Origin of the sequence: Pseudomonas matsuisoli (assembly GCF_014647635.1) — a bacterium.
GTDB classification, from domain to species: Bacteria; Pseudomonadota; Gammaproteobacteria; order Pseudomonadales; family Pseudomonadaceae; genus Pseudomonas_P; species Pseudomonas_P matsuisoli.
This window is the reverse complement of sequence record NZ_BMPO01000006.1, coordinates 261200-286774: the sequence shown is the minus strand read 5'-3', so window position 1 is coordinate 286774 and position 25575 is coordinate 261200. Positions and strand designations below refer to the sequence as shown.

Here is a 25575-nt window from a genome sequence, read left to right as displayed (position 1 = left end):
ACAGGTTCGCGAAAACATCGCAATGAGCGAACTGTACGGCGCAGGGCGGATGCGTAGAATGCCCGCGAATGCGGCCTTGAGCGGCGCGCACGGTATCGTCTATTCAGGAGGGCTCATGAGCCATCGTCTGCGGGTCGCCATGGCCCAGCTCAACATGCGTGTCGGCGACGTGCACGGCAATGTAGAAAAAGTCATCGCGGCTGCGCACGAGGCGCGCGACCGGCTGGGCGCCCACGTCATCGTATTCCCCGAATTGACGCTGTGCGGATACCCTCCGGAGGACTTGCTGTTGCGCTCGAGCATGCAGCGACGTATCGAGCAGGCGCTGCAGCGTTTGAAGGAGGAAGTGCGCGGCATTCACATCGTCGTCGGCTTCCCTTGGCAGGAGGGCGGCGTCTGTTACAACGCGTGTGCGGTCATCACCGATGGCGAGCAACGCGCGCGTTATTACAAGCAACAACTGCCCAACTATCGCGTGTTCGACGAGAAGCGTTACTTCGAGCCCGGTGGTCGACCGTGCGTCATCGATATCGAAGGTGTGCCCGTTGCGATCACGATCTGCGAGGACATCTGGTTCGCCGAACCGATGAGCCAGGCGCGAAATGCCGGCGCGCGCTTGATGCTGAGTCTGAACGCCTCGCCGTTTCATCGCGGCAAGCAGCAGGAGCGTGAAGCATTGCTTAGCACGAGGGCCGGCGAGGGCCAGATGCCGATCGTTTATGTGAATCAGGTCGGCGGTCAGGATGAGTTGGTGTTCGACGGTAGCAGCTTTGTGGTGGATGGGGCTGGGCAGGTGATACAGCGCGCGCCTGCGTTCGTAGAGGGCATATTTCTCGCCGAATTCGAGGTGGACGGCGAGCGGGTATTGCCACGCGCCGGTACCCGTGCGGCCCCGACGAGCATCGAGGCCGATGTCTATCAGGCGCTCGTGGTCGGCGTGCGTGACTACGTGCGTAAAAATGGATTCAAGGGCGTTGTGTTGGGACTGTCCGGCGGTATCGACTCGGCGCTGAGCCTTGCCGTTGCCGTCGACGCGCTGGGGGCTGAGCATGTCGAGGCCGTCATGATGCCGTACCACTACACCGCCCAGATGAGCCAGGACGACGCCAAAGAGGAAGCTGAGCGACTGGGGGTGAAATATAGCGTGCTCCCCATCGCTTCGATGGTCGAGGCGTTTCTCGGAACGCTCGCGCCGGTGTTCGAGGGGCTTGCGAAAGATACGACCGAAGAGAATCTCCAGGCCCGTTGCCGCGGTACGTTGTTGATGGCGATCTCGAACAAGAAGCGCTATCTCGTGCTGACGACGGGTAACAAAAGCGAGATGGCGGTCGGGTATGCCACGCTTTACGGCGATATGGCGGGCGGGTTCGACGTGCTTAAAGACGTGCCCAAGACGCTGGTGTTCCGCTTGTGTGAATATCGCAACGGGCTGGGCTACGTCATCCCACAACGGGTCATTGACCGGCCGCCGTCAGCCGAACTGTCTCCAGATCAGAAGGACGAGGATTCGCTACCGCCTTATCCTGTTCTCGACGAGATTCTTCGGCTCTATATCGAGCATGATCTCTCCGCCGATGCGATCGTCGGAGCAGGTTTCGAGCGCGATACCGTGCACAAGGTCATTCGCCTGGTCGATCTCAATGAGTACAAGCGCCGCCAGGCGGCCGTAGGGCCCAGAGTGACCGAGCGTGGCTTCGGGCGTGACCGGCGATACCCGATCACATCCGGTTGGCGTATTGGCGATTGATTCACGACCGTCGGGTTTAACGCATGGACGTAGGGCTTCCACCCTTTACCGCGGGCGATTAATTCGATGGCGCGAGGTGAGCGGTGGATTACGCGGCCGGGCCGCTAATCCACCCTACGGTTCTGGATTGCCCGTAAGTAGACGCCGTTAACGCGAATCGCCCAGGACCTTTGTAGGAGCTAGCTTGCTGGCGATCCGGGTCTGATCGACGACGCCGTAGTGACCTGCTGATAATGATCGCCAGCAAGCTGGCTCCTACCCGGAAGCGGCGCGGTCCAGGCCGCCAAGGACCGTTCGGCGCTCGTTCCAAATCCACCCGCTCGATCGACCTATCCAAGCCACTAACGAATTGTCTGTATTTTCGTTTATCGCTTTGACAGGATTCATTTCTGAAATTAAATTTTCGGTTGCGAAAACTCCCGGTCGCGCTCGCGGTCCGAGTGAACAATTACAACAAACATCATGAGGCTCCTTATGAGTACTCCTCTCGTTCCCTCGTTGAAGGGACAATGCATTGCCGAATTCCTGGGTACCGCGCTGTTGATCTTTTTCGGTACCGGATGCGTAGCCGCCGCGGTCGTGGGCGGTGCCAGCATGGGGTTGTGGGAGATCAGCATCATCTGGGGTGTCGGCGTTAGCATGGCCGTCTACCTCGCCGCCGGTGTATCCGGTGCGCACCTGAGTCCAGCCGTCACGATTGCCCTTTGGCTGTTCGGTGGCTTCGATCGAAAGAAGGTGCCTTTCTATATCGTCGCGCAGGTGGCGGGCGCCTTTAGCGGTGCTGCGCTTATCTACGGTATCTATGTCAGTTTGTTTTTCGATTACGAACAGACCCATCAAATCGTGCGCGGGAGTGTCGAGAGCCTACAGCTCGCAGCCGTCTTCTCCACGTATCCTCATGCATCGCTTTCCATCGGCCAGGCATTTCTGGTCGAAGTGGTGATCACGGCCATCCTGCTAGCGCTGATTATGGCGTTGACCGACGACGGTAACGGGCTGCCCCGAGGGCCGCTGGCGCCGTTGCTCATCGGTCTGTTGATTGCGGTGATTGGCGGCGCGACCGGGCCGCTGACCGGGTTCGCGATGAACCCTGCTCGCGATTTCGGACCAAAGCTCATGACCTATCTGGCGGGATGGGGCGAGATCGCCTTCACGGGCGGGCGCGATATTCCCTACTTCCTGGTGCCGATCTTTGGCCCAATCGTTGGCGCCTGCCTGGGCGCCGCCGGGTACAAGGCATTGATTTGCCGGCATCTGCCCAAGCTGGGTTCGGGTGCCTGTGAAGCGTCCAGCACGGACGCGCGTGTCGCGAACGACGCCGAGTCCACTGCAAACGCGTCAAAAATTAGATAAGGAGTTGTCGCCATGACTGTCGAGAACAACAAGCAATACATTGTCGCCCTGGATCAGGGCACGACCAGTTCCCGGGCCATCGTATTGGACCGTGATGCCAACGTGGTCACTATCGCCCAGCGAGAAGTCGCACAGATTTACCCGCAGCCGAGCTGGGTGGAACAGGACCCCATGGAAATCTGGGGCACGCAGAGCGGTGTGTTCGTCGAGGCGCTGGCGCAAGCCGGCATCAGCAATGAACAAGTTGCAGCGATCGGGATCACTAACCAGCGTGAAACGACGGTCATCTGGGACAAGCTGACCGGGCGCCCCATTTACAACGCTATCGTCTGGCAGAGCCGGCAAAGCACTGCCATCTGCGATGAGCTCAAGCGCGAAGGTATGCAGGATCACGTCCGTAAGACGACCGGTTTGGTCATCGATCCGTATTTCTCCGGTACCAAGATCAAGTGGATTCTCGATCGCATCGAAGGGGCACGCGAGCGTGCCAAGCGTGGTGAACTGCTCTTCGGGACCGTCGATTCCTGGCTGATTTGGAAGATGACGCGCGGCGATGTGCATGTCACCGACTACACCAATGCTGCACGCACCATGCTGTTCGATATCAACAAGCTTGACTGGGATCCGGTCATGCTCGAGAAGCTCGACATTCCGCGCGAGATGCTGCCGGAAGTGCGCTCCTCCTCCGAGGTCTATGGGCAGGCCTACATTGGCTCCGGGCAGAGCACCGGCATTCCGATTGCGGGTATCGCTGGGGATCAGCAGGCCGCGCTCTTCGGTCAGATGTGCGTTGAACCAGGGCAAGCCAAGAATACCTACGGCACCGGCTGTTTCCTATTGATGAACACCGGCGACAAGCCCGTCGAATCGCGTCACGGCCTGTTGACGACCATCGCCTGTGGTCCGCGAGGCGAAGTGAACTACGCCCTCGAAGGCGCAATCTTCAATGGCGGGTCTACCGTCCAGTGGTTACGCGATGAGTTGAAGATCATCAACGACTCGTTGGACTCGGAATACTTCGCAATGAAGGTCGAGGACAACAACGGTGTTTATCTAGTCCCTGCGTTCACCGGGCTTGGCGCACCTTACTGGGATCCGTATGCGCGTGGTGCGCTGTTCGGACTGACGCGCGGCGTCAAGGTCGATCACATCATCCGGGCGACGTTGGAATCCATCGCGTATCAGACGCGCGATGTCCTCGACGCGATGCAGCAGGACGCCGGCGAGCGTGCCAAATCGCTACGGGTCGACGGCGGCGCGGTTGCGAACAACTTCCTCATGCAATTCCAAGCGGACCTGCTGGGTACGCCGGTGGAGCGTCCGGAAATGAAAGAGACCACCGCGCTGGGTGCGGCGTATCTGGCAGGGTTGGCGACTGGGTTCTGGGGCAGCTTGGATGAATTGCGCAAGAAAGCGACCATCGAGCGCGTGTTCGAACCTGAAAGCGAAGTCGCGCATCGCGAGGCTCTCTATAAAGGCTGGAAGCGAGCAGTCGAACGCACCAAGGGTTGGGCTGAAGAAAGTTGATTTAGCCTAAATCATGGGTAACGAGTGGCGGAGCCTGGGGCTCCGCCCTTTGCGTTATGTGGCATCGCTTTTCCCACAGGCAGTAGTCGGGCATGCTTGGTCCGGTTTTAATAATAAGGACACCTGCATGAGTCTCGCGCCCCGTCAGCAGAACACCCTCGATCTCGTACGCGAGCGCGGGTACGTCAGTATCGAGGAGCTGGCCCAGCACTTCTCTGTCACCCCCCAGACAATCCGTCGTGATATCAACCAATTGGCCGAGGCCGGGTTGTTGCGCCGCTATCACGGTGGCGCGGCACACGACTCCAGTGTCGAGAACACCGCCTACAGCATGCGTTCAGGCCAGGCCCGCGACGAGAAGCGGCGTATTGCGGAAGCCGTTGCCCAGCAGGTACCTGATCAGGCCTCGCTGTTCATCAATATCGGTACCACCACCGAAGCGATCGCCCACGCGCTGCTGAATCACCGCGATCTCAAGATCATCACTAATAACTTGCATGTCGCGAACATCCTGAGTGCCAAGGAAGACTTCGATGTGCTCGTGGCGGGCGGTCATGTCCGTGGGGATGGGGGCGTGGTTGGACAGGCCACCGCGGACTTCATCAAGCAGTTCAAAGTGGACTATGCCCTGGTGGGGATTAGCGGCATCGATGAGGACGGTACACTTTTGGATTTCGACTTCCAGGAAGTACGCGTCTCACAAGCCATCATCGAGAACGCACGCAAGGTTTACCTAGCGGCAGACGCGAGCAAATTTGGGCGGAACGCGATGACTCGCTTAGGCACGCTCGAACAGATCGACGTGTTGTTTACGGATGAGGAGCCCTCCAGCCATTTCATTCAGTTGCTGGCGGCGAACGGGGTAAAACTCGAAGTCGTGAGCTGATGCCTCAGCGCGTCATTAGTATTTTCATATCAGTTCGATAATTTTCTTTTAACGCGGAAATGAACACGCGCGGCTAGCTAATGGAATTTTATCTGCCTATGATGTTCATATTCGAATATGAATGTTCGTTTTCGGCAGGAGAGAACCATGGGTGCGCCCGCTTCCAGCTATCGAGACCTTTACGATATCGCCGTGATTGGCGGTGGTATCAACGGCGTAGGCATTGCCGCGGACGCAGCGGGACGTGGCCTGGACGTCTTTCTCTGCGAGCGCGATGACTTGGCGAGTCACACCTCGTCGGCCAGCAGCAAGCTGATCCACGGCGGGCTTCGGTATCTTGAGCACTACGAATTCCGGCTCGTGCGCGAGGCGCTTGCGGAGCGGGAGGTCTTGTTGGCGAAGGCGCCCCACGTCGTCAAGCCAATGCGCTTCGTGCTTCCGCACCGACCGCATTTGCGTCCGGCATGGATGATCCGAGCGGGGCTGTTCCTGTATGACCACTTGGGCAAGCGCGAAAAGCTGCCTGCGTCCAAGGGGCTGCGCTTCGGCAATCAGAGCCCGCTGAAGCCCGAGATCAATCGAGGTTTCGAGTATTCCGACTGCTGGGTGGACGATGCTCGGCTGGTAGTGCTCAACGCAATGCATGCACGAGAGAAGGGCGCCGATATCGTTACGCGAACGACGTGCCTGAAAGCGGTTCGTGTAGACGGTGTGTGGTCCGTCGATTTGCAGCGCGAAGATGGTACTCAATTCACCATTCGTGCGAGGGCGTTGGTCAATGCAGCGGGGCCTTGGGTGGCGAAGTTCATCGGCGAGCATCTCCAGCAGCGTTCGCCGTATGGCATTCGGCTTATCCAGGGAAGCCACGTCATCGTGCCGAAACTGTATGAGGGCGAGCACGCCTACATCATGCAGAACGAAGATCGACGTATCGTCTTCGCGATCCCTTACATGGGGCGCTATACGATGATCGGCACGACGGATCGTGAATACAAAGGCGATCCTGCGAAAGTGGACATGACCGACGAAGAGATCGCCTATGTACTGGGCGTTGCGAACGCTCACTTCAAGAAGCAGCTATCGGCGGAAGATGTGTTGCACACGTTTTCCGGCGTACGTCCGCTGTGTGACGACGAGTCCGATAACCCCTCAGCGATCACGCGTGACTACACGTTGTCGGTGTCCGACGACGGCGGAAAGGCCCCGCTGCTTTCGGTGTTTGGCGGCAAGCTGACAACGTACCGCAAGCTGGCCGAGTCGGCGATGTCACAGCTAAAGCCTTTCTTGCCGAATATGGGTGCAAGCTGGACTGCCTCCGCGCCACTACCGGGCGGCGAGGATATGGATTCCCCTGCGGCGTTGGCGGACACCTTGACTCGGCGTGTAGAAGGTCTGATGCCCGATGTGGCCATGCGTTGGGCCAGTGCTTATGGCACGCGCGCATGGACGTTGCTGGGCGACGCCCGCTCGGTCGCGCAATTGGGAGAGCATTTCGGGCATGGCCTGTATGCGCGCGAGGTGGAATACCTCTGTCAGGAAGAATGGGCTTCGCAGATAGATGACATTCTTTGGCGCCGGAGCAAATTGCAGTTGGTCTTTTCACCGGCGGAGGTCGCGCGTCTCGAGGCGTACCTCGATGCTCGCAAGCGTCAGGTTGCCGAAGGCAGCGATGCGGCCTGATGACTGCCGAATTGTCTCGAGCGCTATAGCGAATGTCTTACACGCAGAGACGTAAACTGGCGATTGGGTGCTTGGTGGGATCGGCGTAATCTACGTCCATCAACTGCAGCACAGGACGTGCTCAGGTCGCTCAAGGATGAAACGCCACCGCCAGGAAGGCAGCCCGATATGGACATTGGGACGTGGTCGGCAAAACCCGCTTCGGCGGGTTTTTTGTTGCCTTTAAAAAGTCGATTTCCTTCAGTCGTGTCGGTCGCCTGCCGTCCCCTTTTCTATGTTTCCTCCTGCGCATTGGGTTGGAACGCCTATCTCGCCGTGGGATCGAAGTGCTATCTGGCTTGGGCGCCTTAACGATGCCCGTAGCGTTGCTTAGGATGGGCTTCTCCTCAAATGACTGAAAGGCATAAAACGCGTTATCCCGAAACGCGCGTGGATAACAGCGCGACAGCGGACCTTTCCGATCCCGGAAAGAACATTTTCTTCGCGGCGGTCGAGACAACTCGCATGCCGATGATCGTCACGGATCCTAATCAACCGGATAATCCGATCATCTTTGCAAACCCCGCCTTTCTGGAGCTGACAGGCTATTCCTTGGCGGAGTTGATCGGTCGAAATTGCCGGTTCTTACAAGGACCCGAGACTGACCGTGAGGTGGTGGCTCAAGTACGCACGGCGATCGCTGACCGCCATGAAATTCAGACTGAGATCCTGAACTATAAAAAGGACGGGTCCACATTTTGGAACGGCCTTTTCGTTTCCCCCGTGTTCAACGACGCCGGAGAGCTCATTTACTACTTCGCTTCTCAGCTCGACGTCAGCCGTCGGCGGGATGCTGAGGACGCGTTGCGGCAGTCGCAAAAAATGGAGGCGCTTGGGCAGCTTACGGGTGGTATTGCCCATGACTTCAACAACCTCTTGCAGGTGATCACGGGCTATATCGACCTTATTCAAATCAGTGCGTCCAAGCCGGAAGTTGATTCGCAGCGGATCATTCGAAGTGCCGGTCTGGCTAAGGATGCCGCGGCCCGGGCGAGTACGCTGACTCAACAACTCCTTGCCTTTGCTCGAAAGCAGAAGCTGCAGGGCCGAGTGCTCAATTTGAACAGCCTCGCAAGCGCGCTGGATGATCTGGCGGAGCGGACGCTGGGCGAGGCCGGGTTCTCGGTTTCCATGCAGCCAGACCTCTGGAATTGTCGTGTCGATGGCACGCAGCTCGAGGTGGCCTTGCTCAACATCCTGATCAATGCGCGTGACGCATTGGAAGGTGCGGGGTCGCCGCATGTGTCGATCGAGACACGCAACGTCGAGTTGGACGAGCAGGCCGCGAGTAGCCGCGCACGCATGGCATCAGGGCGATATGTCTGCATTTCCATTTCGGACAACGGTGCGGGAATGCCGAACGAGATACGCCAGCGCGTGATGGATCCGTTCTTCACTACCAAGGATGAAGGCAAAGGGTCTGGGCTCGGCCTTTCGATGGTGTATGGCTTCGTCAAGCAATCGGGGGGCACGGTCCGGATTTACTCGGAGGAAGGGCACGGGACTACGGTGCGCCTCTATTTCCCGGCAGAAGAGAGTGCCGTCAAGCCAACCGAGGCGGACACGCACATATCGACGGACGCTACCGGAAGCGAGCGCGTCCTTATCGTCGATGATCGTGAGGACGTGGCAGCGCTGGCGGAGGAAATACTCAAGGATTACGGCTATGTCACCGAAATTGCGCTCGATGCCAAACAGGCGCTTGCGCGCTTGGAGCGGGCGCGTTTCGATCTCCTGTTCACGGACCTAATCATGCCTGGCGGCATGAACGGCGTTGTGCTCGCGCGTGAGACTCAGCGCCAATACCCCGAGGTAAAGGTGCTGCTGACTACGGGCTACGCCGAAAGCGCGATCGAGCGGACCGATATTGGCGGTGTGGATTTCGACGTCATTACCAAGCCCTACATGCCCAGTGAATTGGCGAAGAAGGTCCGAATGGTATTGGATAGAAATGGCCTGATTAAATGATAACCAGGTCACATTAGAACGCTGAAGTAATTCGCAGAACGGTGTCGCTTGATGTCGTTTTGATACTATCCGTCGCAGGCCTTCTAGGCAGGGTTAACCCTGTCTTCTGCGACGTTGCACATAGGATGTGCGTACTTCGGATCCCAAATGACCACTACTGAACAACAACTCATAAAGCTGATGGCACAGAATGCGCTGTCCATTGCTCAGCTCACGAGCGTCGTGACCTCTTTTGCATTCGAGCTTGCTCGCAGCAGTGATCCTCGGGTGAGCCGCGCCAGCGCTCACGTGTTGGCAAAGTTAAGCACGGTGTCGACTGAGATGGACCGGCAGTGGATCACCATCACCGAGATTTCCGGCGTGCCGAGACCGTTTCTCACGAAAGTGGAAGAGGTCGTGCTGCAAAAGCGGGACGCGAGCGCCTCTCGTCGAGAAACCACGGCGTAGAAAAACATCGAGCAGATCTGAGACGCGGTAGGCAAACACGGAATGTTACTCGGTTTAACGTAGGCACAGATGTTTAACCGCCCCGACAGGACGTCAGGCCTATGGAAACGCTAGATCCTATGAAAGCCCTCCTGTTTTCCAGTGCCTCTGCCGAAGTCGTGTCGATCGATCACATTCACGATCTCGACGCCCATCCGATCGATGTCGATGCGCTGATTGAAGAAGATCTCTGCGCGTGGCTCGTTGAGACCGGCTGTACCGTCCGTAAGCTTGGAGCATCGCATTGGTCGGTTACCCGGCCGGATGGCAGCGAAGTGTCCATAAGCGGTCTTGATCGACTCTCTCTCTATACCGCGAACGCTCAGCAGCTACATCAGGTCGGCGGGCACTGAGCAGGATTTCTGCGCGGTCAGTCCGTTCACGATGTCTATTGACCGAGGCAGATCGCCTCCGTCCTACGCAAGATGCAGCGGGCATGGGGGCGGGAGCGCCTCTTTCCATCCATAGGCGAACGCCTACGTCGACTTGAGCATGTCGATGAACGCTCGCAGAGCTGCAGGCACTTGCCGATGCCCCGAGTAGTAGAGCGCCAGCCCAGGTTCCAGCGGGCACCAATCCTCCAGCACACGCCGCAGCCTACCGTCACTGATCGCCGCGACAGCATAGGGCTCCGGCACGTATGCGATTCCCAGACCGGCAATGGCTGCTTCGAGCATCAGGGTGTTGCTATCCAGGGTCAGTTGCCCAGGAACGTCGATCGAAACCGCTTTGGTATCGTGGGCGAACTCCCAACGGTAACGTTTGCCGCTGGGCAGACGCTGGCGAATACAAGAGTGCGTAGATAGCTCGCCCGGCTCGTTGATCGCGGAGTGGCCTGCGAGATAGCGCGGCGAAGCGACCGCAATGAACCGCAACGGTGGGCCCAGCGGCACGGCCACCATGTCCCGTGGCACCGCTTCTGTCAGACGAATTCCTGCATCGAAGCCCTGTTCGATAATGTCGACCAAAGCGCCATCGGTTACGAGGTCCAGTTCGACGTGGGGGTATTGCGCCATGAATGGCGGCACGACCGTGGACAGCAGCAAGCGAATGCCGCCTTCGTTGCCGTTAATACGAAGCGTGCCCCGAAGGTACTCGGCGTTCGGTACGAGATCGGCCAGCACGCCGTCCATCTCGTTCATCAACGGCAGCATGCGTTGGATCAGGCGCTGACCTTCCGGTGTGGGCGATACGCTACGTGTCGTCCGGTGCAGTAGCCGCACGCCCAAGTCGCGCTCCATGACTCGAATGGTATGGCTAAGAGCCGAGCGGGTAACGCCAAGGGTATCGGCCGCTTCCCGAAAGCTACGTCTCGCGACAATTTCGGCAAGCGCCTGCAAGTCATTCCAAGAGGGCCTTTTCATCGGTGAATCTGCCTCACCGGCGCGTTCTATTTTCGAAGGATTATGCCACCTATAGGGCGCAATAAGATGAATCCCCCCGGGGACCGATACAGCGGCTTCGCGCTTATCGGAATAGGTACAACCAAAGGTGAGGTGGCAGGTATGAATCTGAAAAGAATGCTGTTGGCGCTAAGTGCATTGGTTGCACTTGTGCTGCACGGTGGAGCATTTGCAGAAAAGCGTAACGTCTTGGTAGGCACCTGGCAGATGGTCGAAGCGACGCTGGAACGTGAAGGCGTTCGCTCTGAGGCCTATGGGCCGCGCCCGCATGGTTGGCTCGTATTCACCGAGGAGCTGACGTTTGTCGAGGTGCTCACCGATCCGCGCGTTCCAAAGTTCAAGTCCGCGGTTCGCGGCGAAGGAACCGACGATGAAAATCGGGCGGCCATGGCAGGAAGCATTGGCTTCTTCGGGCGTTATACCGTCGATGAGAACGGCGAGTTCGCTGGCAATACCGTCGAAGGCTCAACGTTTCCGAATTGGGTGGGCGCGACGCGCACGCGAGATGACCTGACGCTGGACGTCGACGGTGATCGAATGGCCGAAGACTTTCAACGCCCGGACGGTACCCGCGTCCATATCGTATGGACACGGGTGAAATGAGTACTCCCGCCGGAGCGGTGTGGGTGCAAAGCATCTCCGCATCACCACCCGGTCGCAAGCGGGTCGCCGCCCATACCTGCAGCAAGCCGGCACATTTTGGAACGCGGTCAGCAGGTCGAATGCGCTACTGTGCGTTCCGGAACGATTTTATTCACTTTCTCTTCCATGGCCGCCGCCGGCCTCATGAGGAGCTGTATCGGAAATGCATTCCGCAGAGCTCAAATCCTTCTACATGGTCGCGCGTCTGGGCAGCGTTACCCAGGCCGCGAAGAAGCTCGGTCTTAGCCAGCCGACCGTGACGACTCAGATCCGAAATCTAGAGGCGCAATACGGTGTGGAATTGTTCTATCGCGGCGGGCGTCGTCTCAGCTTGAGCGATGACGGCGCGCGGCTGCTGCCAATGGTGCAGAAATTACTGCAGCAGGAGGCGGACATTGAATTCTTCCTGCGTAACAGCGGGCAGTTCCAGGGCAACCTTCGTATCGCCGCCACCGCGCCGTACTACGTGCTGGATGTCGTGCAACGCTTTCGCGAGCGCTTGCCGCAGATGCAGATCACCTTGGAAATCGGCAATTCCCAGCAGGTCATCGAGGCGTTGGAAGAGTATCGGGTCGATCTTGCTGCCTCCTCACAACTGGAGCAGGACGCACGGTTTACCCGAATGGTGCTCGGTCAGGACCCGTTGGTTCTCGCAGTGCACCACAGCCATCCGCTGGCCCACCACGAACGTCTACCCGCATCGGCCCTCTCGGGCCAGTGCCTGTTGATGCGGGAAACAGGCTCGACGACACGTCAGCTTACCGAGCAGATGCTGCAAGAGGCGGGTGTCACCGGGACCAACATGCTGGAGATCGGTAGCCGCGAATCGATTCGTGAAGCCGTCCTGCGCAATATCGGCATCAGTGTGATCGCGCGTCATGAGGTGCCGGACAATCCCGCGTTGCGGGTCATTGCCCTAGACGACGCGCCGCTTATTCCCGAATACCTTTATTGCCTGCGTGAACGCCGGCAGGCGCGATTGCCTTCGGCGTTTCTCGCCATTGCCCGAGAGTTTTCCGCACCCTGACGCGCGCCTTCCGCTATACCAAAAATCCCGATGCCCTCATCGACGGCTTTTGCCTTATTGCCATGAAGCCTTAGTACGTCGCGCCCACCATGAACCTTGACCGATTTCATACGAGGTTCTGGCATGGCTACCGTCGATCTGCAACTGCGCGACATTCACAAGGGCTTCGGCGCCTTCAAAGCACTGGATGGCGTTTCGCTGGATGTTGCAGCAGGCGAACTGGTGTGTCTGCTCGGGCCGTCCGGCTGCGGCAAAACAACCTTACTGCGGTGCATCGCCGGCCTGGAGCATCAAGATCGGGGCCAGATCTACCGATCAGGGCGCGATGTCTCGGCGATGCCGCCTCAGGCGCGGGACTACGGCATTCTGTTCCAGTCGTATGCGCTGTTCCCCAATCTGACGGTGGCTCAGAACGTCGGCTACGGCCTGGCCAATCAGGGGCGCGAATCCATGCGCGCACGTGTGGGTGAAATGCTCGATATGGTCGGTCTGGCGGGTAGCGCGGAGAAATTCCCCGCGCAGCTCTCCGGCGGCCAACAACAGCGCGTGGCACTGGCACGCGCGTTGGCCCCGAACCCTTCGCTGCTGTTGCTCGATGAACCGATGTCCGCCCTCGATGCGCGGGTGCGCGAACATCTTTGTGGGGAGCTGCGCAATCTGCAGCGTCAGCTCGGCATTACTACCTTGATGGTCACGCACAATCAGGACGAAGCCATGTTGATGGCCGACCGTATCGCCGTGATCAACCGTGGGCGTGTCGAGCAGTACGCCTTGCCGAAAACGATCTACAACGCGCCGGCGAGTGCCTTCGTTGCCGAATTCGTCGGGCAGGGCAACTGGCTGCCGTTCGAACGTGAAGGCGTTCGCGCACGTGTGGGTGGGCTAAGCCTGCATCTAGAGGCGCCCGGCACTCAGACCCAGGGGCGTTTGTTCTGCCGACCAGAGGCCGTACTGATCAATCCGGATGCCGAGCAGGAAAACCAATTCTCGGCACGGATGCGCGAGATGACGTTCCTGGGTAATCGCTGCCGTCTGCGCTTCGAGTTGGATGAACTACCAGGCCACGCATTGCTGGCGGAAATCGCGCCCGAATCCATGCCGCAGCTGCGGGATGACCATATTCGTGTTGCGCTACCCGCGCGCAGCCTTCAGGTATTCGCCTGATGGAGCAGACCATGACCATCAGGGCGACCGTGCGCGCGGCTGATCATAAGGGGCGAGCAGACCTGGCCGACCGTTTGTTCGTGAACGGTGGGCAGTGGTCGATGCTGATCCTGCTGGTACTCGCCGTCATGCTGCCGCTGCTGGCGATGTTGTGGCGCGGCCTTGTCGGTGACCCTGCGCAGGGCGGTGGCCTGGCCGCCGCCACTGAGCTGTTCGGCAGCGCGAACTTTCGTTGGCTGCTCGGTAACAGCGTGACAAGCGCGTTATGCGTCGCGCTGATCGTGGTTCCGCTCGCGTATGGTTTCGCGTACGCACTGCAGCGTACGTGCGTGCCGGGCAAGGGGATGTGGCGCGGTATCTCGCTGCTGCCATTGCTGGCGCCGTCCATGCTGCCGGGCATCGCGTTGATCTACCTGTTCGGTAATCAGGGCGTACTTCGTGAGTGGATACCGGGCAACATCTACGGCTTCTGGGGCATCGTGCTGGGGCAGGCGATCTATACCTTTCCCCACGCGCTGATGGTGTTGCTCAGTGCATTGGCATTGGCCGATGCCCGCTTGTTCGACGCGGCGTCGAGCATGGGCGCTTCACCTTGGCGCGCGTTCCGCAGCATCACCTGGCCGGGTAGCCGGCAAGGGGTATTCGCCGCCGCGTGCTTGGTGTTCACCCTGTGCATCACGGATTTCGGCGTGCCCGTTGTCGTCGGTGGCGATTACCAGACGCTGGCGCTGGAAGCCTACAAGGCGGTACTGGGGCAGCAGCAGTTTGGGCGGGGTGCCTTGATCGGGCTCTTCCTGCTGGTGCCGGCGCTTCTCAGTTTTGCTGTGGACCTGTGGCTGCGTCGCCGGCAGCGCGATGCCCTCAGTGGGCGCGCGCAGCCATACCACGCCACGCCTCAGCGTGGACGCGATGCCAGTTTCCTGTTGCTGGTCGTGACGATCTGCGCGGTACTACTCGGCGTCTTCGGCATGGCGGTGTATTCGTCGCTGGTGAAGTTCTGGCCCTACGATTTATCGCTGTCCCTGCACAACTATGCCTTTTCCGAATTGCCCGGCGGCTGGCTGGCTTATCGTAACAGCCTGGCTTTGGCTTGCGCCTGCGCACTGTTCGGTAGCGTACTGATCTTCACGGGCAGCTACCTTTTGGAGAAGACACGGCAAACGCCACTGACCCAAGTTCTGCGCCTGCTGTGCTTCATCCCCATGGCGGTCCCGGGGTTGGTGCTCGGGCTTGGCTACGTGTTCTTCTTCAATCTCCCGGCCAACCCGCTGCACGGCCTCTACGGCAGCCTGACGCTGCTTGTCATCTGCACCGTGGCGCACTTTCTGACGACGGCGCAGATGACGGCCGCTGCAGCGTTGCGGCAACTGGACGGGGAGTTCGAAGCCGCGGCGCTTTCGCTCAAGGTACCGCTGCTGCGTCACTTCCTTCGCGTGACACTGCCTATTTGTCTGCCGGCGCTGCTGGACATCGTCCGCTACCTGTTCGTGTCTGCGATGACCACCGTTTCGGCCGTGATCTTCCTCTACAGCCCTGACACCGTGCTGGCTTCGGTCGCCGTGCTGAACATGGATGACGCCGGCAACGTTGGCGGCGCCGCAGCCATGTCCACCCTGATCCTGCTCACGTCCGCTGGCGTTTCCCTGCTGCTGGCCGGGGCCTCGCGCGGTTTGCTGCGCCGGTCCCAGGCCTGGCGTGGCGCGCCCGCTCATTGATCCTTCGGAGAACGTCCATGCACTACCAACACCCGACACACCTGCAAGCGGCCATCCTTGACTGGGCGGGCACCGTGGTCGATTTCGGCTCCTTCGCGCCTACGCGGATCTTCGTCGAAGCCTTCGCCGCGTTCGATATCGAGATCAGCCTTGACGAAGCCCGCGGGCCGATGGGGATGGGAAAGTGGGATCACATCCGCACGTTGTGCAACCAAGCCGAGATCGCCGAGCGGTTTCGCGGGCGGTTCGGTCGTGCGCCGACTGATGCTGACGTGACGGCCATCTACGAACGTTTCATGCCGTTGCAGATCGCCAAGGTGGGCGAGCATTCGGCACCGATCCCTGGCGCATTGGAGGCCGTGGCGGTTCTGCGCGCACGCGGCCTGAAGATTGGCAGTTGCTCTGGCTATCCCAGGGTCGTGATGCAGAAAGTGATCGAGCTTGCCGCGGACGCCGGTTATCACCCCGACCACGTGGTCGCGACCGACGAAGTACCCAAGGGCCGTCCTGGCCCAGCGCAGGCGCTGGCCAACGTGGTCGCGCTGGAGATCGACGACGTGGCGGCGTGCGTCAAGGTCGACGACACCGAGCCCGGAATCCTCGAAGGCCGCAGTGCTGGTATGTGGACAGTCGCGCTGCGGTTTTCGGGAAATTTTTTGGGGTTGGACTGGGCGCAGTTCCAGGCGCTCTCCACGTCGCAATTGGCCACTGAACGGGTGCGTATCGACACATTGTTCGCCGCCAGCCGCCCGCACTACCTGATCGATACGCTGGCCGATCTACCGCCTGTCATCGATGCCATCAACGCACGTCTGAGCCGCGGCGAAAGCCCGCAGGCAAGCTGACTCGCCACTTCGCCCTTTCATTACAGGAGCCTCACCATGTTCAAACGTATTGCCTTTGCCGCCGGGCTGTTCGCTGCGGGTGTCTTGCCGGCGCAAGCCGCGACCGAACTGACTGTCTATACGGCGTTGGAAGTCGAGCAGCTCAAGCCCTACCAGCAGGCCTTCGAAAAGCAGAACCCAGACATTCGCATCAAGTGGGTCCGCGACTCCACCGGTATCGTTACCGCAAAGCTACTGGCCGAAAAAGATCGCCCACAGGCCGACGTGGTCTGGGGGCTGGCCGGCTCGAGTCTCGCTGTTCTGAAGCAGCAGGGCATGCTCGAACCCTATGCTCCGAGCAGTCTGGACCGGATCGGTGCTCATTACCGTGATAGTGCCAATCCGCCCGCTTGGGTCGGCATGGACGTTTGGGCGGCAAGCATCTGCTTCAATACCATTGAGGCGGAAAAGCAAGGCTTGCCGAAGCCGACTAAATGGGAAGACCTGGCAGACCCGATCTACCGCGGCAAGATCGTCATGCCCAACCCCGCATCGTCGGGGACGGGCTATTTGGACGTCAGCGCGTGGCTGCAAACCTTTGGCGAGGAAGGGGGGTGGGCCTACATGGACAAGCTGCACCAGAACATCGGGCAGTACACCCACTCGGGCTCCAAGCCCTGTAAGCAAGCGGCAGCCGGCGAATTTCCAATCGGTATCTCGTTCGAGTACCCGGCCATCCAACTCAAGCGTAAAGGTGCGCCGCTGGACATCGTCCTTCCCAAGGAAGGGCTGGGCTGGGAAATCGAGGCCACCGCGCTCATCAAGGGCAGCCCCCATCTCGATGCGGCGAAGAAGCTCGCGGACTTCTCCGCCAGTCGCGAAGCGATGGATTTGTACAAAGCCAACTTCGCGGTATTGGCCCAGCCAGGTATTGCCGAGCGTTTTCAAGAGCTGCCGGCAGATTACGAGCAGCGATTGATCAAGAACGACTTCGATTGGGCGTCGGAGAACCGCGATCGCATTCTCGCCGAATGGCGTAAGCGCTACGACGGCAAATCCGAAGCCGTATCCCGATGACGCGCACGCCATTTCTCATCCAGGAGTTTTTGTATGAGTCAGCAAGACTGTGACTTATTGATCGTTGGTGCCGGCATTCTTGGTCTGGCGCATGCCTGGGCAGGCGTTCGCCGCGGGCTCAAAGTCCGAGTGTTTGAGCGAAGCGACCGGGCGCTGGGCGCTTCGGTACGTAATTTTGGGCAGGCACTGGTCACGGGGCAGGCACCTGGGCCGATGCTCGATCTTGCGCGCCAATCCCATGGGCTCTGGTGTGAGCTGGGAAAGGCCGCCGGGTTGTCCCTGAAACAAAAAGGCTCCTTGATATTCGCGCGCAGCGAAGCCGAGGAGGCCATGCTCGAAGCGTTTTGCGCAGGGCGTGGCCGTGAGCTCGGCTATCGCGTAGAGCTCCTGCGCGGTGCCGAACTGCGCGATCTATACGGCGGCTGCTTCGCTCATCATCGGGCGGCTTTGCATGGCATGGATGATCAGCAATTGTTTTCCCGCGAGGCACTGCCGCAGATGGTTGAGTATCTGCGGGGGCTGGGCGTGGATTTCCATTTTTCCACCTTGGTACGCGATGTCGACGAGGGCATCGCCCAGACGACAGCAGGACGCTTCACCGCGCGGCACATCGTGGTGTGCTCGGGGCACGACTACCAGACGTTGCTGGCCGAACCGATGGCCACGCTACGACCCTCGGTATGTCGCTTGCAAATGTTGCGTGCGCGCCTCGATCAGCCGCTCGATCTACAGCATGCGGTACTGACAGGCTTGAGCTGCGTGCACTATGGCGCATTCGCCGATTTGCCCGAGGCTGAGGCTATCCGTCAGGAGATCCGGCGTGAGCAGCCTGCCTTGGAGGCATTCGGTATCCACCTGTTGGTGAGTCCGACCCCTTATGGTGACCTCATCATTGGCGACTCCCATGACTACGGCAGCGATGCCCAACCGTTCAATACCGAGGCGGTCGATGAGCTACTGGTCGACTTGGCCGAACATACGCTCGGCGGGCGCTTACATGTGCTGGAGCGTTGGCAGGGTGTTTACGGCGCACGCGGTCCGGGCCCGTTCAGCGTGTTGCGCGCGGGTAAAGGGGTGACCGGTGTACTAATGCACACCGGGCTCGGCATGAGCGTGGGGCTGGGATTGGGTGAGCGTACCGTTGGCGCATTACTCGGGGAGCGGGACTGGCCGGTTGCGTCGCCGGCGTAAGCAGCGCCATCAATCATCGCAAGGGACCGTTTCGCGCGCAGGCCCATGCGTGGCAAACGTCTACAGCGGTTCCTACGGCGGTGATGGTGGATTACGCTTCGCTTAGTCACGCTCACGCCAACCCTCTATTGGAGTCCTCATGCCGACCCTGCCGTTCGATCCTGCCGCCCCTGCAACCTTACTTCTCGACGCCTGGAAAACCGGCGACCTGCTGAACGCCTTGTCCGAGGCGCTTCGTCCGGAAACGCTTGAGCAGGGCTACGACGTGCAGGACGCCTTTTTCAAGGCCGCGGGCGGCGCGCGCGGTGGATGGAAACTTGGCGTCGGAAGCCCTGCGGCCATGCGCGGTGCAGGGCTGTCTCGGCCACTGGTGGGCCAGTTGGATAAGGCGCGTATTCACGCCAGCGGCGCGCACCTGAGCCTGCCGTCGCCAACGACCCTTACCATTGAGTGCGAGATCGCGTTCACCCTGGCTCGTGACCTGCCTCCCCAGCCGGGGCGGGAGATACAGCCCTACGATATTCGCGCGACGTGCCTGACATTCGAAGTGGTGCGCTCGCGGTTCGTCGACCGCAAAACGGTCGGTTGGCCAAGCTTCACGGGCGATAACGTGGGATTTGAGGCCTTGGTCGTAGGTGCGAATGCCTGTGCCGGGCTTGACCGCGAGGTGCTGCGCACTTTGGCAGAAACAGCGGTGGTGCATTTGGACGGCGCGCCCAAAGCCAAAGGGCTGTTTGGTGAAACCGCTACCGATCCGTTGAACTCCCTTGCGGAGCTTTACGCCCATGCGGCGGAGCGAGGCGAGACGCTACGTGCAGGAGACATCGTCTCCAGCGGCGCGATGTGCGAGCCGTTCGATATCGAAGGTGCGGGCCATACGCTGTCGGTGCGTTATTTCGGTCATGAATTGACGTTTTCGCTGTAAGGCACGGGCGCGGATTCTGGATTCACCCGCCATGGGGCGGTGTCACCACGCGCCTCATGGCTGATGTGCTACGGTCAGGCCTACACTTTATCCGCGGAGTGCGCTTCGCTCTTATAGGCTTCCAGCGCCTGTAAGCGTGTCGTTAGCGCCGCATGGATGTTCTCGTAGGCCACGCTGCCGAGGGGAAGGCGGAAGGGCGGCTTGGTTTGGTCGATAGCGCGCAGCATCGCGTCCACGGTGCGCTCGGCGTCGCCCTTCAGTTTGAATCCTCCTGACTTCAACCCACTGCGAACCTCGTCAGCAGGCGTTCCGGCGTAGTCGGGATGCGGATCTGCGTAATTGACGCTCGCGCCAAACTGCGTCTCGGTCGGGCCAGGCTCGGCCAGGATGAAGTCGATACCGAACGCCGCTACTTCCTGCGAGACGGCTTCGATGAACCCTTCGATGCCCCATTTGCTGGCGTGATAGAGGCTAAAGCCGGGGTACGCAATTTGGCCGCCTTCGGAGGAGACCTGCACGATCCGTCCGCCGCCTTGACGCCGTAGATAGGGAAGCACAGCGCGGATGAGTTGAATGCTACCCACAAGGTTGGTCGCCAGTTGCTGCTCGATCTGCTCATCACTTAGCTCTTCGGCGGCGCCGAGCAGGCCGTACCCGGCATTGCTGACAATGTAGTCGATGTCTCCGGCGTGCTCGAATGCCGCTTTTACGCATTCGCGAATGGCCTCGGTACGGGTGAGTTCGAGTTCAAGCACGTGCAACTGCTCTGGGTAGCGTGCTTTCAGGTCATCCAGTGCGCTCGGCTTGCGTACGGTTCCAATGACGCGATCGCCGCGCGCTAGAGCACGCTCCGCCAGCACGCGACCAAGGCCGGACGATGTACCTGTGATCAACCATGTCTTTGCCATGTCTGTCTCCCGGTATGGATGGAAGCCTTATCCTATCCAGGTATCCGCCGCGACAGAATCCTCACCAACTTGTATGGGTTGATGAGGACTTTTCACCAGTTATCGGCCGGTCGATGAGATGTGTACGTTTAATGTGGGACGGAATCGCGCATCGCCTGCCGTGGGCGAATCGCGCCAGCGCAGCCGGCGGCCATGGCAAAGATGCATAGCGCACCAAGCGTGCCGACGGCCTCCAGCGTCGCACCAAACAGCGGCGTGCCTAGTGTCTGACCGAGGGCAAGCATTAGGAACGGGATACCTAGGCCGAGGTCGGGCTGATCGGGAAGTAGCTCGATGCCCTGTATTAGATAGGTTCCCGTCGAGATGATGTAGGCCATGCCGAACAGCCCCATGGCAGCGAATCCATAGGCATCAGAGATGGACGTGGCGGCAAGCCCCAAAGTCCCCGCGCCAATACCAAGCAACGCCCACGCATGAATACATAAGGTGCCGTAGCGATGCGTGAGGACGCCTGTCAACGAGCCTGCGACGCCTACGGCGCCCAAGACGATCCAGGCCCAGGCAATTTGAGTGGTGGAAAATCCAAAATCGCCGCGCAGGATGTTGGCGCCGAACGTCCACACCGCCGTGCTGGATACGCCCGCGACGAACGCGCTCAGGCAGAGGGTGAGTACGCCGTCGCGTTTCAGCACTGCAAATGAAAAGCCCCTATTGTTTTCACCGTAGGTACCGGGTGGAAGAGCAAGCCACAGCCAAACCGACACCCCGGCGCCGATCAGCGCGAACAGTGTATAGAGTTCGCGCCACGACCCAGTTGCCATTAGCGCGGCTATCCCGGAAAAAACGATGCCGACGGCGGTGCCCGCGTTGATGGTGCCGTTCGCCTTGGGCCGCTCGCTTTCACGGAATTGTCGGGACACCGCCGACGCGAGGGGCGGCGACGCCAAGCCCGAACTCAACCCGGCGAGTGCGATACCAATGCCCAGAACCCAGCCTGACGCGGCAATCGTGACGATCGCCATGCCTGCGGTCGCAGCAACGCCGGCGAACAGGGCGATCATCCGTGGGGCGATTTTTCCGCTGGCGGCGAAGGTGAAGCCAATTCCCAGGCAATAGGCCGCGAAGGCACCTCCGCCAATCCATCCCGATGCAAGCACGCTAAGCGCAAGGTCCTCGCGAATCTGGGGGAGGAACAGTCCGTACGCGAACCGCGCCAGGCCATACGACAGCGCCGTCAGTGCGAAGGCTGCGGCAACCAGATTAATGCCTTTCATGAGGCGCGGTCCCTAGCCGTGCAAATGAGCACTAAGGCGGCCTGCTTGGCATCTTCGATGACCGAGGCACCCGCGACGCTGGCGCCTGCGGTCGCGCCTTCGAATATCAGCCAGATCTGCATAGTGAGCGTAGCGTCATCTCGACCAAGGCAGTGGCGAACACGCTTGGCCACATCGGCGCGGAATTCGTCTTTCTGCTGATGAACGAGCGACACGATCTCTTCACATGCGGAGGCGTACTCGCTTCGGGCGCGTAGCAGCATGCACCCGCGAGCACCACGGCCCTCGATCCAGTGTCGTAGCGTATCGAAGAGGTGCGCGATGGGGTTGGCTGCACTGGAATCAGCGGCGAGTTGCTCCATGAAAGCGGCGTGGCGCGCTCGGAGCACTTCAATGACCAGGCCGTCACGAGAGCCGAAGTGCTTGTACAGCGTACGTGTCGACACGCCGGAAGACGCGATGATCCGGTCAATGCCGATCCCGCGGAAACCCTCGGTTTCAAAAACGTCGGCTGCGCCGACGACGATTGCGTTGTGCTTGTCCATGGCTCGAGTGTAAAGCGATCGTTTTACACGTCAAGCGCGCGGTACGGGAGTTTTGCTACTGGATCGCTTTTAGCGCGGGTTCAAATCCTTAATTTTGGCCGCGCGAACGCCTATGGCGAGTCTCCAACGCAGGGTTGATCGCGGTACACGATGCCTGCATAGGCTTTTAGTGAGGGCCCGTGTTCACTGGCCTGCGGCAACTATTCATAAACAGTTGCATATCTTGGAATCTGGTATACCATAATACCGAAACCAACAATGCAGGGGGCTATCATGGGCTTCGAGATCCGCAAGATCGTCAGTTACGTAGAAGAAACGCTGATCGAAGGTGGCAAGGCAACCGATAAGCCAGTGAAGATGGTCGGTCTGGCTGTCGTCATCAAGAACCCATGGGTAGGTCAGGGCTTCGTTGAAGACCTCAAGCCTGTCATCAAGGGCAATTGCTCCGAACTGGGCGCTTTGATGGTCGAGCGTTTGACCGCAGCCATTGGTGGCGCCGCGCGTATCGAAGCATACGGCAAGGCGGCGGTGGTTGGCGCTGATGGTGAGATCGAGCACGCGTCCGCTGTCATTCACACGCTGCGTTTTGGCAACCACTACCGCGAAGCGGTTCAGGCCAAGAGCTACCTGAGCTTCACCAACAAGCGTGGCGGTCCTGGTACGTCCATTCAAATCCCAATGATGCACAAGGATGATGAAGGCCTGCGTTCTCACTACATCACGCTTGAGATGCAGATCGAAGACGCACCGCGGGCAGACGAAATCGTCGTTGTGCTAGGTGCTGCTGACGGTGGCCGTCTGCATCCGCGTATCGGCAACCGTTACATCGATTTGGAAGAGTTGGCCGCCGAAGCCAAGTGAGCAGGAGCATCGACATGATCGGGCCCAGCGCCGAGCGTACGCCTAACCAGACCAGCTATAGAGTCACGGGGCAAGGTAGCCCAGTCGTGCTCATTCATGGCGTGGGTCTCAACAAGGACATGTGGGGCGGGCAGGTCGTCGGCCTGGCGCCGCACTTTCAGGTCGTCACATACGACATGCTGGGGCACGGCGAAAGCCCGCGTCCGAGTGGCGATTGTGGTCTAGAAGGGTACGCCGATCAGTTGGTCGAGCTTCTCGATCATTTGGGTATCGAGCAAGCTGGAGTGATTGGTTTCTCGATGGGCGGCCTGGTCGCGCGTGCATTTGCACTGCGCCATCCCGATCGCATTTCCTCGCTTGTTGTGCTCAACAGCGTTTTCAATCGCTCTCCTGAGCAAAGCGCAGGCGTGATCGCCCGGACGGCGCAAGCTGCCGAGCACGGTCCTGACGCAAATGCCGAAGCCGCGCTCAAGCGCTGGTTCAGCCTGGAGTACCAAGGCGCGAACCCTGCGCAGGTGAGTGCTATCCGGGAAACGTTAGCGAATAACGACCATCAGGGTTACTTGACAACTTATTCGCTGTTCGCCACGCAGGATATGTACGGCGCCGACGAGCTGCACCGTATTGCAGTGCCGACGCTGATCGCGACGGGCGAGCTCGATCCTGGGTCGACGCCGGAAATGGCGCGCGGATTGGCAAAGCGAATTCCTGGTGCGCAAGCGGTGGTGCTCGAAGAGCAGCGGCACATGATGCCGGTCGAATCGCCGCGCCTGGTCAATCAACTATTGCTGGATTTTCTTTTGCGGGCCGATTGCCTGCAGGACAGAGCAAAGGGGATCGTCGCATGACGCTTTCACGCTATCAGATGTGTATCGACGGGCAGTGGGTCGATGCCGAGTCAGGCGCGACGTTCGAAAGCCTGGACCCAGCGCTCGCCCAGCCTTGGGCGGTGCTTCCAGATGCAGGAGAGGCTGACGTCGAGCGCGCCGTTACTGCGGCGCAGCGGGCCTTCGATAATCCAAGCTGGCGTGGACTTTCCGCGACCGCACGCGGCAAGCTTTTGCGTCGCTTAGGCGACCTCATTGCCGAAAACAAGGAAGCCCTGGCGCAGCTAGAAAGTCGCGATAACGGCAAATTGATCCGCGAGACGCGGGGCCAGGTAGGCTATTTGCCAGAGTTCTTCCATTACACCGCAGGCTTGGCCGACAAGCTTGAAGGCGGCACCTTGCCGCTGGATAAGCCGGACATGTTCGCCTACACCGTCCATGAGCCTTTGGGTGTCGTGGCAGGCATCATTCCTTGGAATAGCCCGCTTTACCTTACGGCCATCAAGGTTGCTCCGGCATTGGCTGCTGGCAATACGGTGGTTTTGAAACCGTCCGAGCATGCCTCGGCAACAATCCTGGAACTAGCGCGTTTAGCGTTAGAGGCCGGCTTTCCAGCCGGCGTCCTCAACGTGGTTACGGGCTTCGGACCGACCACGGGCGCGGCCCTGACCAGCCATCCGTTGGTGCGCAAGATTGCCTTCACGGGTGGTGCGGCGACGGCGCGCCATGTCGTCAAGGCAAGTGCAGCGAATTTCGCCAAGTTGTCGCTGGAACTCGGCGGCAAGTCGCCGAACATCATTTTTGCCGATGCGGATCTTGATAGCGCCGTCAATGGCGTGGTCGCAGGCATCTATGCCGCCTCTGGGCAGAGCTGCGTCGCAGGTTCGCGGCTGTTAATCCAAGACGAGATTTACGATGCATTCGTCGAGCGTCTGATCGAGCGCGCCAAGCGCATTCGGATCGGCAATCCACAAGACGATGCCAGTGAAATGGGCCCAATTGCTACGGCTCAGCAGCTCGGTGTCATCGAGGGCTTGGTCGAGGCAGCAAAGGCCGAAGGCGCGAAGTTGCGAATGGGCGGCAAGCGCGCGGAAGGTCAAGCAGGCGGCTGGTTCTACGAACCCACGCTGTTCGAATGCGATCGCCATTCGATGACCATCATGCAGGAAGAAGTGTTCGGCCCCGTGGCGTCAGTCATTCGGTTCAAGGATGAGACGGAAGCACTCGAGCTCGCCAACGACTCCCAATTCGGCCTGGCTGCAGGTATCTGGACTCGTGACTTGGGGCGTGCGCATCGCCTCGCCCGTGACGTGCGTTCCGGAATCATCTGGGTGAATACCTACCGCGCGGTATCCGCCATGGCGCCAATCGGTGGCTTTGGCAACAGCGGTTACGGCCGCGAAAGCGGGATCGATTCGGTGCTTGCGTACACCGAATTGAAGACCGTCTGGATCAATTTGTCCCAAGCACCAATGCCTGATCCGTTTGTAATGAGGTAACAACAAC

23 protein-coding genes are annotated in these 25575 nt (G+C 59.8%); 19 read left to right on the top strand and 4 right to left on the bottom strand.

The annotated features are described in order from the left end of the window. Window positions 1-115 precede the first annotated feature (115 nt). The 8 genes from IEY47_RS14630 (at window position 116) to IEY47_RS14595 (ending at window position 10039) form a co-directional block, all read left to right on the top strand. A complete protein-coding gene (locus IEY47_RS14630) occupies window positions 116-1747 on the top strand; it encodes an NAD+ synthase (RefSeq protein ID WP_188983996.1) in 1632 nt (543 codons plus the stop codon). Window positions 1748-2221: 474 nt separating this feature from the next. Continuing rightward, a complete protein-coding gene (locus IEY47_RS14625) occupies window positions 2222-3100 on the top strand; it encodes an MIP/aquaporin family protein (protein WP_188983995.1) in 879 nt (292 codons plus the stop codon). A gap of 12 nt (window positions 3101-3112) precedes the next feature. After that, the gene (glpK, locus tag IEY47_RS14620; RefSeq protein ID WP_188983994.1) at window positions 3113-4627 is read left to right on the top strand and encodes a glycerol kinase GlpK; all 1515 of its coding nucleotides are present in this window, start codon (window positions 3113-3115) and stop codon (window positions 4625-4627) included. 127 nt (window positions 4628-4754) lie between these two features. Next, entirely contained in the window at window positions 4755-5513 is a 759-nt protein-coding gene (locus IEY47_RS14615) for a DeoR/GlpR family transcriptional regulator (RefSeq protein ID WP_188983993.1), read from the top strand. Between the two features lie 147 nt (window positions 5514-5660). Beyond that, on the top strand, window positions 5661-7193 hold the full coding sequence (glpD, locus tag IEY47_RS14610) for a glycerol-3-phosphate dehydrogenase (protein ID WP_188983992.1): 1533 nt from the start codon (window positions 5661-5663) through the stop codon (window positions 7191-7193). 390 nt (window positions 7194-7583) lie between these two features. Further along, window positions 7584-9200, top strand: coding sequence for a histidine kinase famiy protein (locus tag IEY47_RS14605; RefSeq protein ID WP_188983991.1), 1617 nt, complete (start codon window positions 7584-7586; stop codon window positions 9198-9200). 147 nt (window positions 9201-9347) lie between these two features. Further along, entirely contained in the window at window positions 9348-9647 is a 300-nt protein-coding gene (locus tag IEY47_RS14600; protein WP_188983990.1) for a hypothetical protein, read from the top strand. A 119-nt stretch (window positions 9648-9766) separates the two neighbouring features. Next, the gene (locus tag IEY47_RS14595) at window positions 9767-10039 is read left to right on the top strand and encodes a hypothetical protein (protein ID WP_188983989.1); all 273 of its coding nucleotides are present in this window, start codon (window positions 9767-9769) and stop codon (window positions 10037-10039) included. A 123-nt stretch (window positions 10040-10162) separates the two neighbouring features. Here the strand turns inward: IEY47_RS14595 and IEY47_RS14590 are convergent, their stop codons facing one another. Further along, window positions 10163-11050: a LysR family transcriptional regulator gene (locus IEY47_RS14590; protein WP_188983988.1), complete on the bottom strand. Its 888-nt coding sequence runs from the start codon at window positions 11048-11050 to the stop codon at window positions 10163-10165. A gap of 141 nt (window positions 11051-11191) precedes the next feature. Here IEY47_RS14590 and IEY47_RS14585 point away from each other — a divergent pair, with 141 nt between their 5' ends. The 8 genes from IEY47_RS14585 to IEY47_RS14550 all read left to right on the top strand — a co-directional run bounded on the left by IEY47_RS14585 (window position 11192) and on the right by IEY47_RS14550 (window position 19654). Then, window positions 11192-11692, top strand: a complete 501-nt coding sequence (locus IEY47_RS14585; protein WP_188983987.1) for a lipocalin-like domain-containing protein — start codon at window positions 11192-11194, stop codon at window positions 11690-11692. A gap of 202 nt (window positions 11693-11894) precedes the next feature. Continuing rightward, a complete protein-coding gene (locus IEY47_RS14580; protein ID WP_188983986.1) occupies window positions 11895-12758 on the top strand; it encodes a LysR family transcriptional regulator in 864 nt (287 codons plus the stop codon). A 123-nt stretch (window positions 12759-12881) separates the two neighbouring features. Continuing rightward, window positions 12882-13922 (top strand): putative 2-aminoethylphosphonate ABC transporter ATP-binding protein, encoded by a 1041-nt coding sequence (locus IEY47_RS14575; RefSeq protein ID WP_188983985.1) that lies wholly within the window; start codon window positions 12882-12884, stop codon window positions 13920-13922. Between the two features lie 11 nt (window positions 13923-13933). Further along, window positions 13934-15637, top strand: a complete 1704-nt coding sequence (locus tag IEY47_RS14570) for a putative 2-aminoethylphosphonate ABC transporter permease subunit (protein ID WP_373293596.1) — start codon at window positions 13934-13936, stop codon at window positions 15635-15637. Between the two features lie 17 nt (window positions 15638-15654). Beyond that, window positions 15655-16482 (top strand): phosphonoacetaldehyde hydrolase, encoded by an 828-nt coding sequence (phnX, locus tag IEY47_RS14565; RefSeq protein WP_188983983.1) that lies wholly within the window; start codon window positions 15655-15657, stop codon window positions 16480-16482. 36 nt (window positions 16483-16518) lie between these two features. Next, the gene (locus IEY47_RS14560) at window positions 16519-17538 is read left to right on the top strand and encodes a putative 2-aminoethylphosphonate ABC transporter substrate-binding protein (protein WP_188983982.1); all 1020 of its coding nucleotides are present in this window, start codon (window positions 16519-16521) and stop codon (window positions 17536-17538) included. A 33-nt stretch (window positions 17539-17571) separates the two neighbouring features. Beyond that, window positions 17572-18729, top strand: a complete 1158-nt coding sequence (locus IEY47_RS14555; RefSeq protein WP_188983981.1) for a TIGR03364 family FAD-dependent oxidoreductase — start codon at window positions 17572-17574, stop codon at window positions 18727-18729. Window positions 18730-18868: 139 nt separating this feature from the next. Next, window positions 18869-19654, top strand: a complete 786-nt coding sequence (locus IEY47_RS14550) for a 2-keto-4-pentenoate hydratase (RefSeq protein WP_188983980.1) — start codon at window positions 18869-18871, stop codon at window positions 19652-19654. Between the two features lie 80 nt (window positions 19655-19734). On the opposite strand, the gene IEY47_RS14545 is transcribed toward IEY47_RS14550, so the two are convergent. From IEY47_RS14545 to IEY47_RS14535, 3 genes are all read right to left on the bottom strand, one after another. After that, on the bottom strand, window positions 19735-20562 hold the full coding sequence (locus IEY47_RS14545) for an SDR family oxidoreductase (protein WP_188983979.1): 828 nt from the start codon (window positions 20560-20562) through the stop codon (window positions 19735-19737). A 128-nt stretch (window positions 20563-20690) separates the two neighbouring features. Then, window positions 20691-21836, bottom strand: coding sequence for an MFS transporter (locus IEY47_RS14540; RefSeq protein ID WP_188983978.1), 1146 nt, complete (start codon window positions 21834-21836; stop codon window positions 20691-20693). Beyond that, on the bottom strand, window positions 21833-22381 hold the full coding sequence (locus tag IEY47_RS14535; protein WP_188983977.1) for a TetR/AcrR family transcriptional regulator: 549 nt from the start codon (window positions 22379-22381) through the stop codon (window positions 21833-21835). The genes IEY47_RS14540 and IEY47_RS14535 overlap by 4 nt, the downstream gene beginning before the upstream one ends. A 273-nt stretch (window positions 22382-22654) precedes the next feature. Here IEY47_RS14535 and IEY47_RS14530 point away from each other — a divergent pair, with 273 nt between their 5' ends. From IEY47_RS14530 to IEY47_RS14520, 3 genes are read left to right on the top strand one after another with little or no spacing between them, the layout of a single operon-like run. Continuing rightward, window positions 22655-23242, top strand: coding sequence for an amino acid synthesis family protein (locus IEY47_RS14530; protein WP_188983976.1), 588 nt, complete (start codon window positions 22655-22657; stop codon window positions 23240-23242). Between the two features lie 14 nt (window positions 23243-23256). Further along, entirely contained in the window at window positions 23257-24090 is an 834-nt protein-coding gene (locus tag IEY47_RS14525; protein ID WP_188983975.1) for an alpha/beta fold hydrolase, read from the top strand. Beyond that, window positions 24087-25568: an aldehyde dehydrogenase gene (locus IEY47_RS14520; protein WP_188983974.1), complete on the top strand. Its 1482-nt coding sequence runs from the start codon at window positions 24087-24089 to the stop codon at window positions 25566-25568. The genes IEY47_RS14525 and IEY47_RS14520 overlap by 4 nt, the downstream gene beginning before the upstream one ends. Window positions 25569-25575: the final 7 nt, after the last annotated feature.

Bases quoted from the DNA above. Each gene is read 5' to 3' on its own strand.
- IEY47_RS14545 (WP_188983979.1), bottom strand. From the start codon at position 20,562: ATGGCAAAGACATGGTTGATCACAGGTACATCGTCCGGCCTTGGTCGC.
- IEY47_RS14600 (WP_188983990.1), top strand. From the start codon at position 9,348: ATGACCACTACTGAACAACAACTCATAAAGCTGATGGCACAGAATGCG.
- IEY47_RS14525 (WP_188983975.1), top strand. From the start codon at position 23,257: ATGATCGGGCCCAGCGCCGAGCGTACGCCTAACCAGACCAGCTATAGA.
- IEY47_RS14630 (WP_188983996.1), top strand. From the start codon at position 116: ATGAGCCATCGTCTGCGGGTCGCCATGGCCCAGCTCAACATGCGTGTC.
- glpK (WP_188983994.1), top strand. From the start codon at position 3,113: ATGACTGTCGAGAACAACAAGCAATACATTGTCGCCCTGGATCAGGGC.
- IEY47_RS14530 (WP_188983976.1), top strand. From the start codon at position 22,655: ATGGGCTTCGAGATCCGCAAGATCGTCAGTTACGTAGAAGAAACGCTG.
- glpD (WP_188983992.1), top strand. From the start codon at position 5,661: ATGGGTGCGCCCGCTTCCAGCTATCGAGACCTTTACGATATCGCCGTG.
- IEY47_RS14605 (WP_188983991.1), top strand. From the start codon at position 7,584: ATGACTGAAAGGCATAAAACGCGTTATCCCGAAACGCGCGTGGATAAC.
- IEY47_RS14580 (WP_188983986.1), top strand. From the start codon at position 11,895: ATGCATTCCGCAGAGCTCAAATCCTTCTACATGGTCGCGCGTCTGGGC.
- IEY47_RS14575 (WP_188983985.1), top strand. From the start codon at position 12,882: ATGGCTACCGTCGATCTGCAACTGCGCGACATTCACAAGGGCTTCGGC.
- IEY47_RS14570 (WP_373293596.1), top strand. From the start codon at position 13,934: ATGACCATCAGGGCGACCGTGCGCGCGGCTGATCATAAGGGGCGAGCA.
- IEY47_RS14520 (WP_188983974.1), top strand. From the start codon at position 24,087: ATGACGCTTTCACGCTATCAGATGTGTATCGACGGGCAGTGGGTCGAT.
- IEY47_RS14585 (WP_188983987.1), top strand. From the start codon at position 11,192: ATGAATCTGAAAAGAATGCTGTTGGCGCTAAGTGCATTGGTTGCACTT.
- IEY47_RS14555 (WP_188983981.1), top strand. From the start codon at position 17,572: ATGAGTCAGCAAGACTGTGACTTATTGATCGTTGGTGCCGGCATTCTT.
- IEY47_RS14590 (WP_188983988.1), bottom strand. From the start codon at position 11,050: ATGAAAAGGCCCTCTTGGAATGACTTGCAGGCGCTTGCCGAAATTGTC.
- IEY47_RS14540 (WP_188983978.1), bottom strand. From the start codon at position 21,836: ATGAAAGGCATTAATCTGGTTGCCGCAGCCTTCGCACTGACGGCGCTG.
- IEY47_RS14560 (WP_188983982.1), top strand. From the start codon at position 16,519: ATGTTCAAACGTATTGCCTTTGCCGCCGGGCTGTTCGCTGCGGGTGTC.
- phnX (WP_188983983.1), top strand. From the start codon at position 15,655: ATGCACTACCAACACCCGACACACCTGCAAGCGGCCATCCTTGACTGG.
- IEY47_RS14625 (WP_188983995.1), top strand. From the start codon at position 2,222: ATGAGTACTCCTCTCGTTCCCTCGTTGAAGGGACAATGCATTGCCGAA.
- IEY47_RS14535 (WP_188983977.1), bottom strand. From the start codon at position 22,381: ATGGACAAGCACAACGCAATCGTCGTCGGCGCAGCCGACGTTTTTGAA.
- IEY47_RS14550 (WP_188983980.1), top strand. From the start codon at position 18,869: ATGCCGACCCTGCCGTTCGATCCTGCCGCCCCTGCAACCTTACTTCTC.
- IEY47_RS14615 (WP_188983993.1), top strand. From the start codon at position 4,755: ATGAGTCTCGCGCCCCGTCAGCAGAACACCCTCGATCTCGTACGCGAG.
- IEY47_RS14595 (WP_188983989.1), top strand. From the start codon at position 9,767: ATGAAAGCCCTCCTGTTTTCCAGTGCCTCTGCCGAAGTCGTGTCGATC.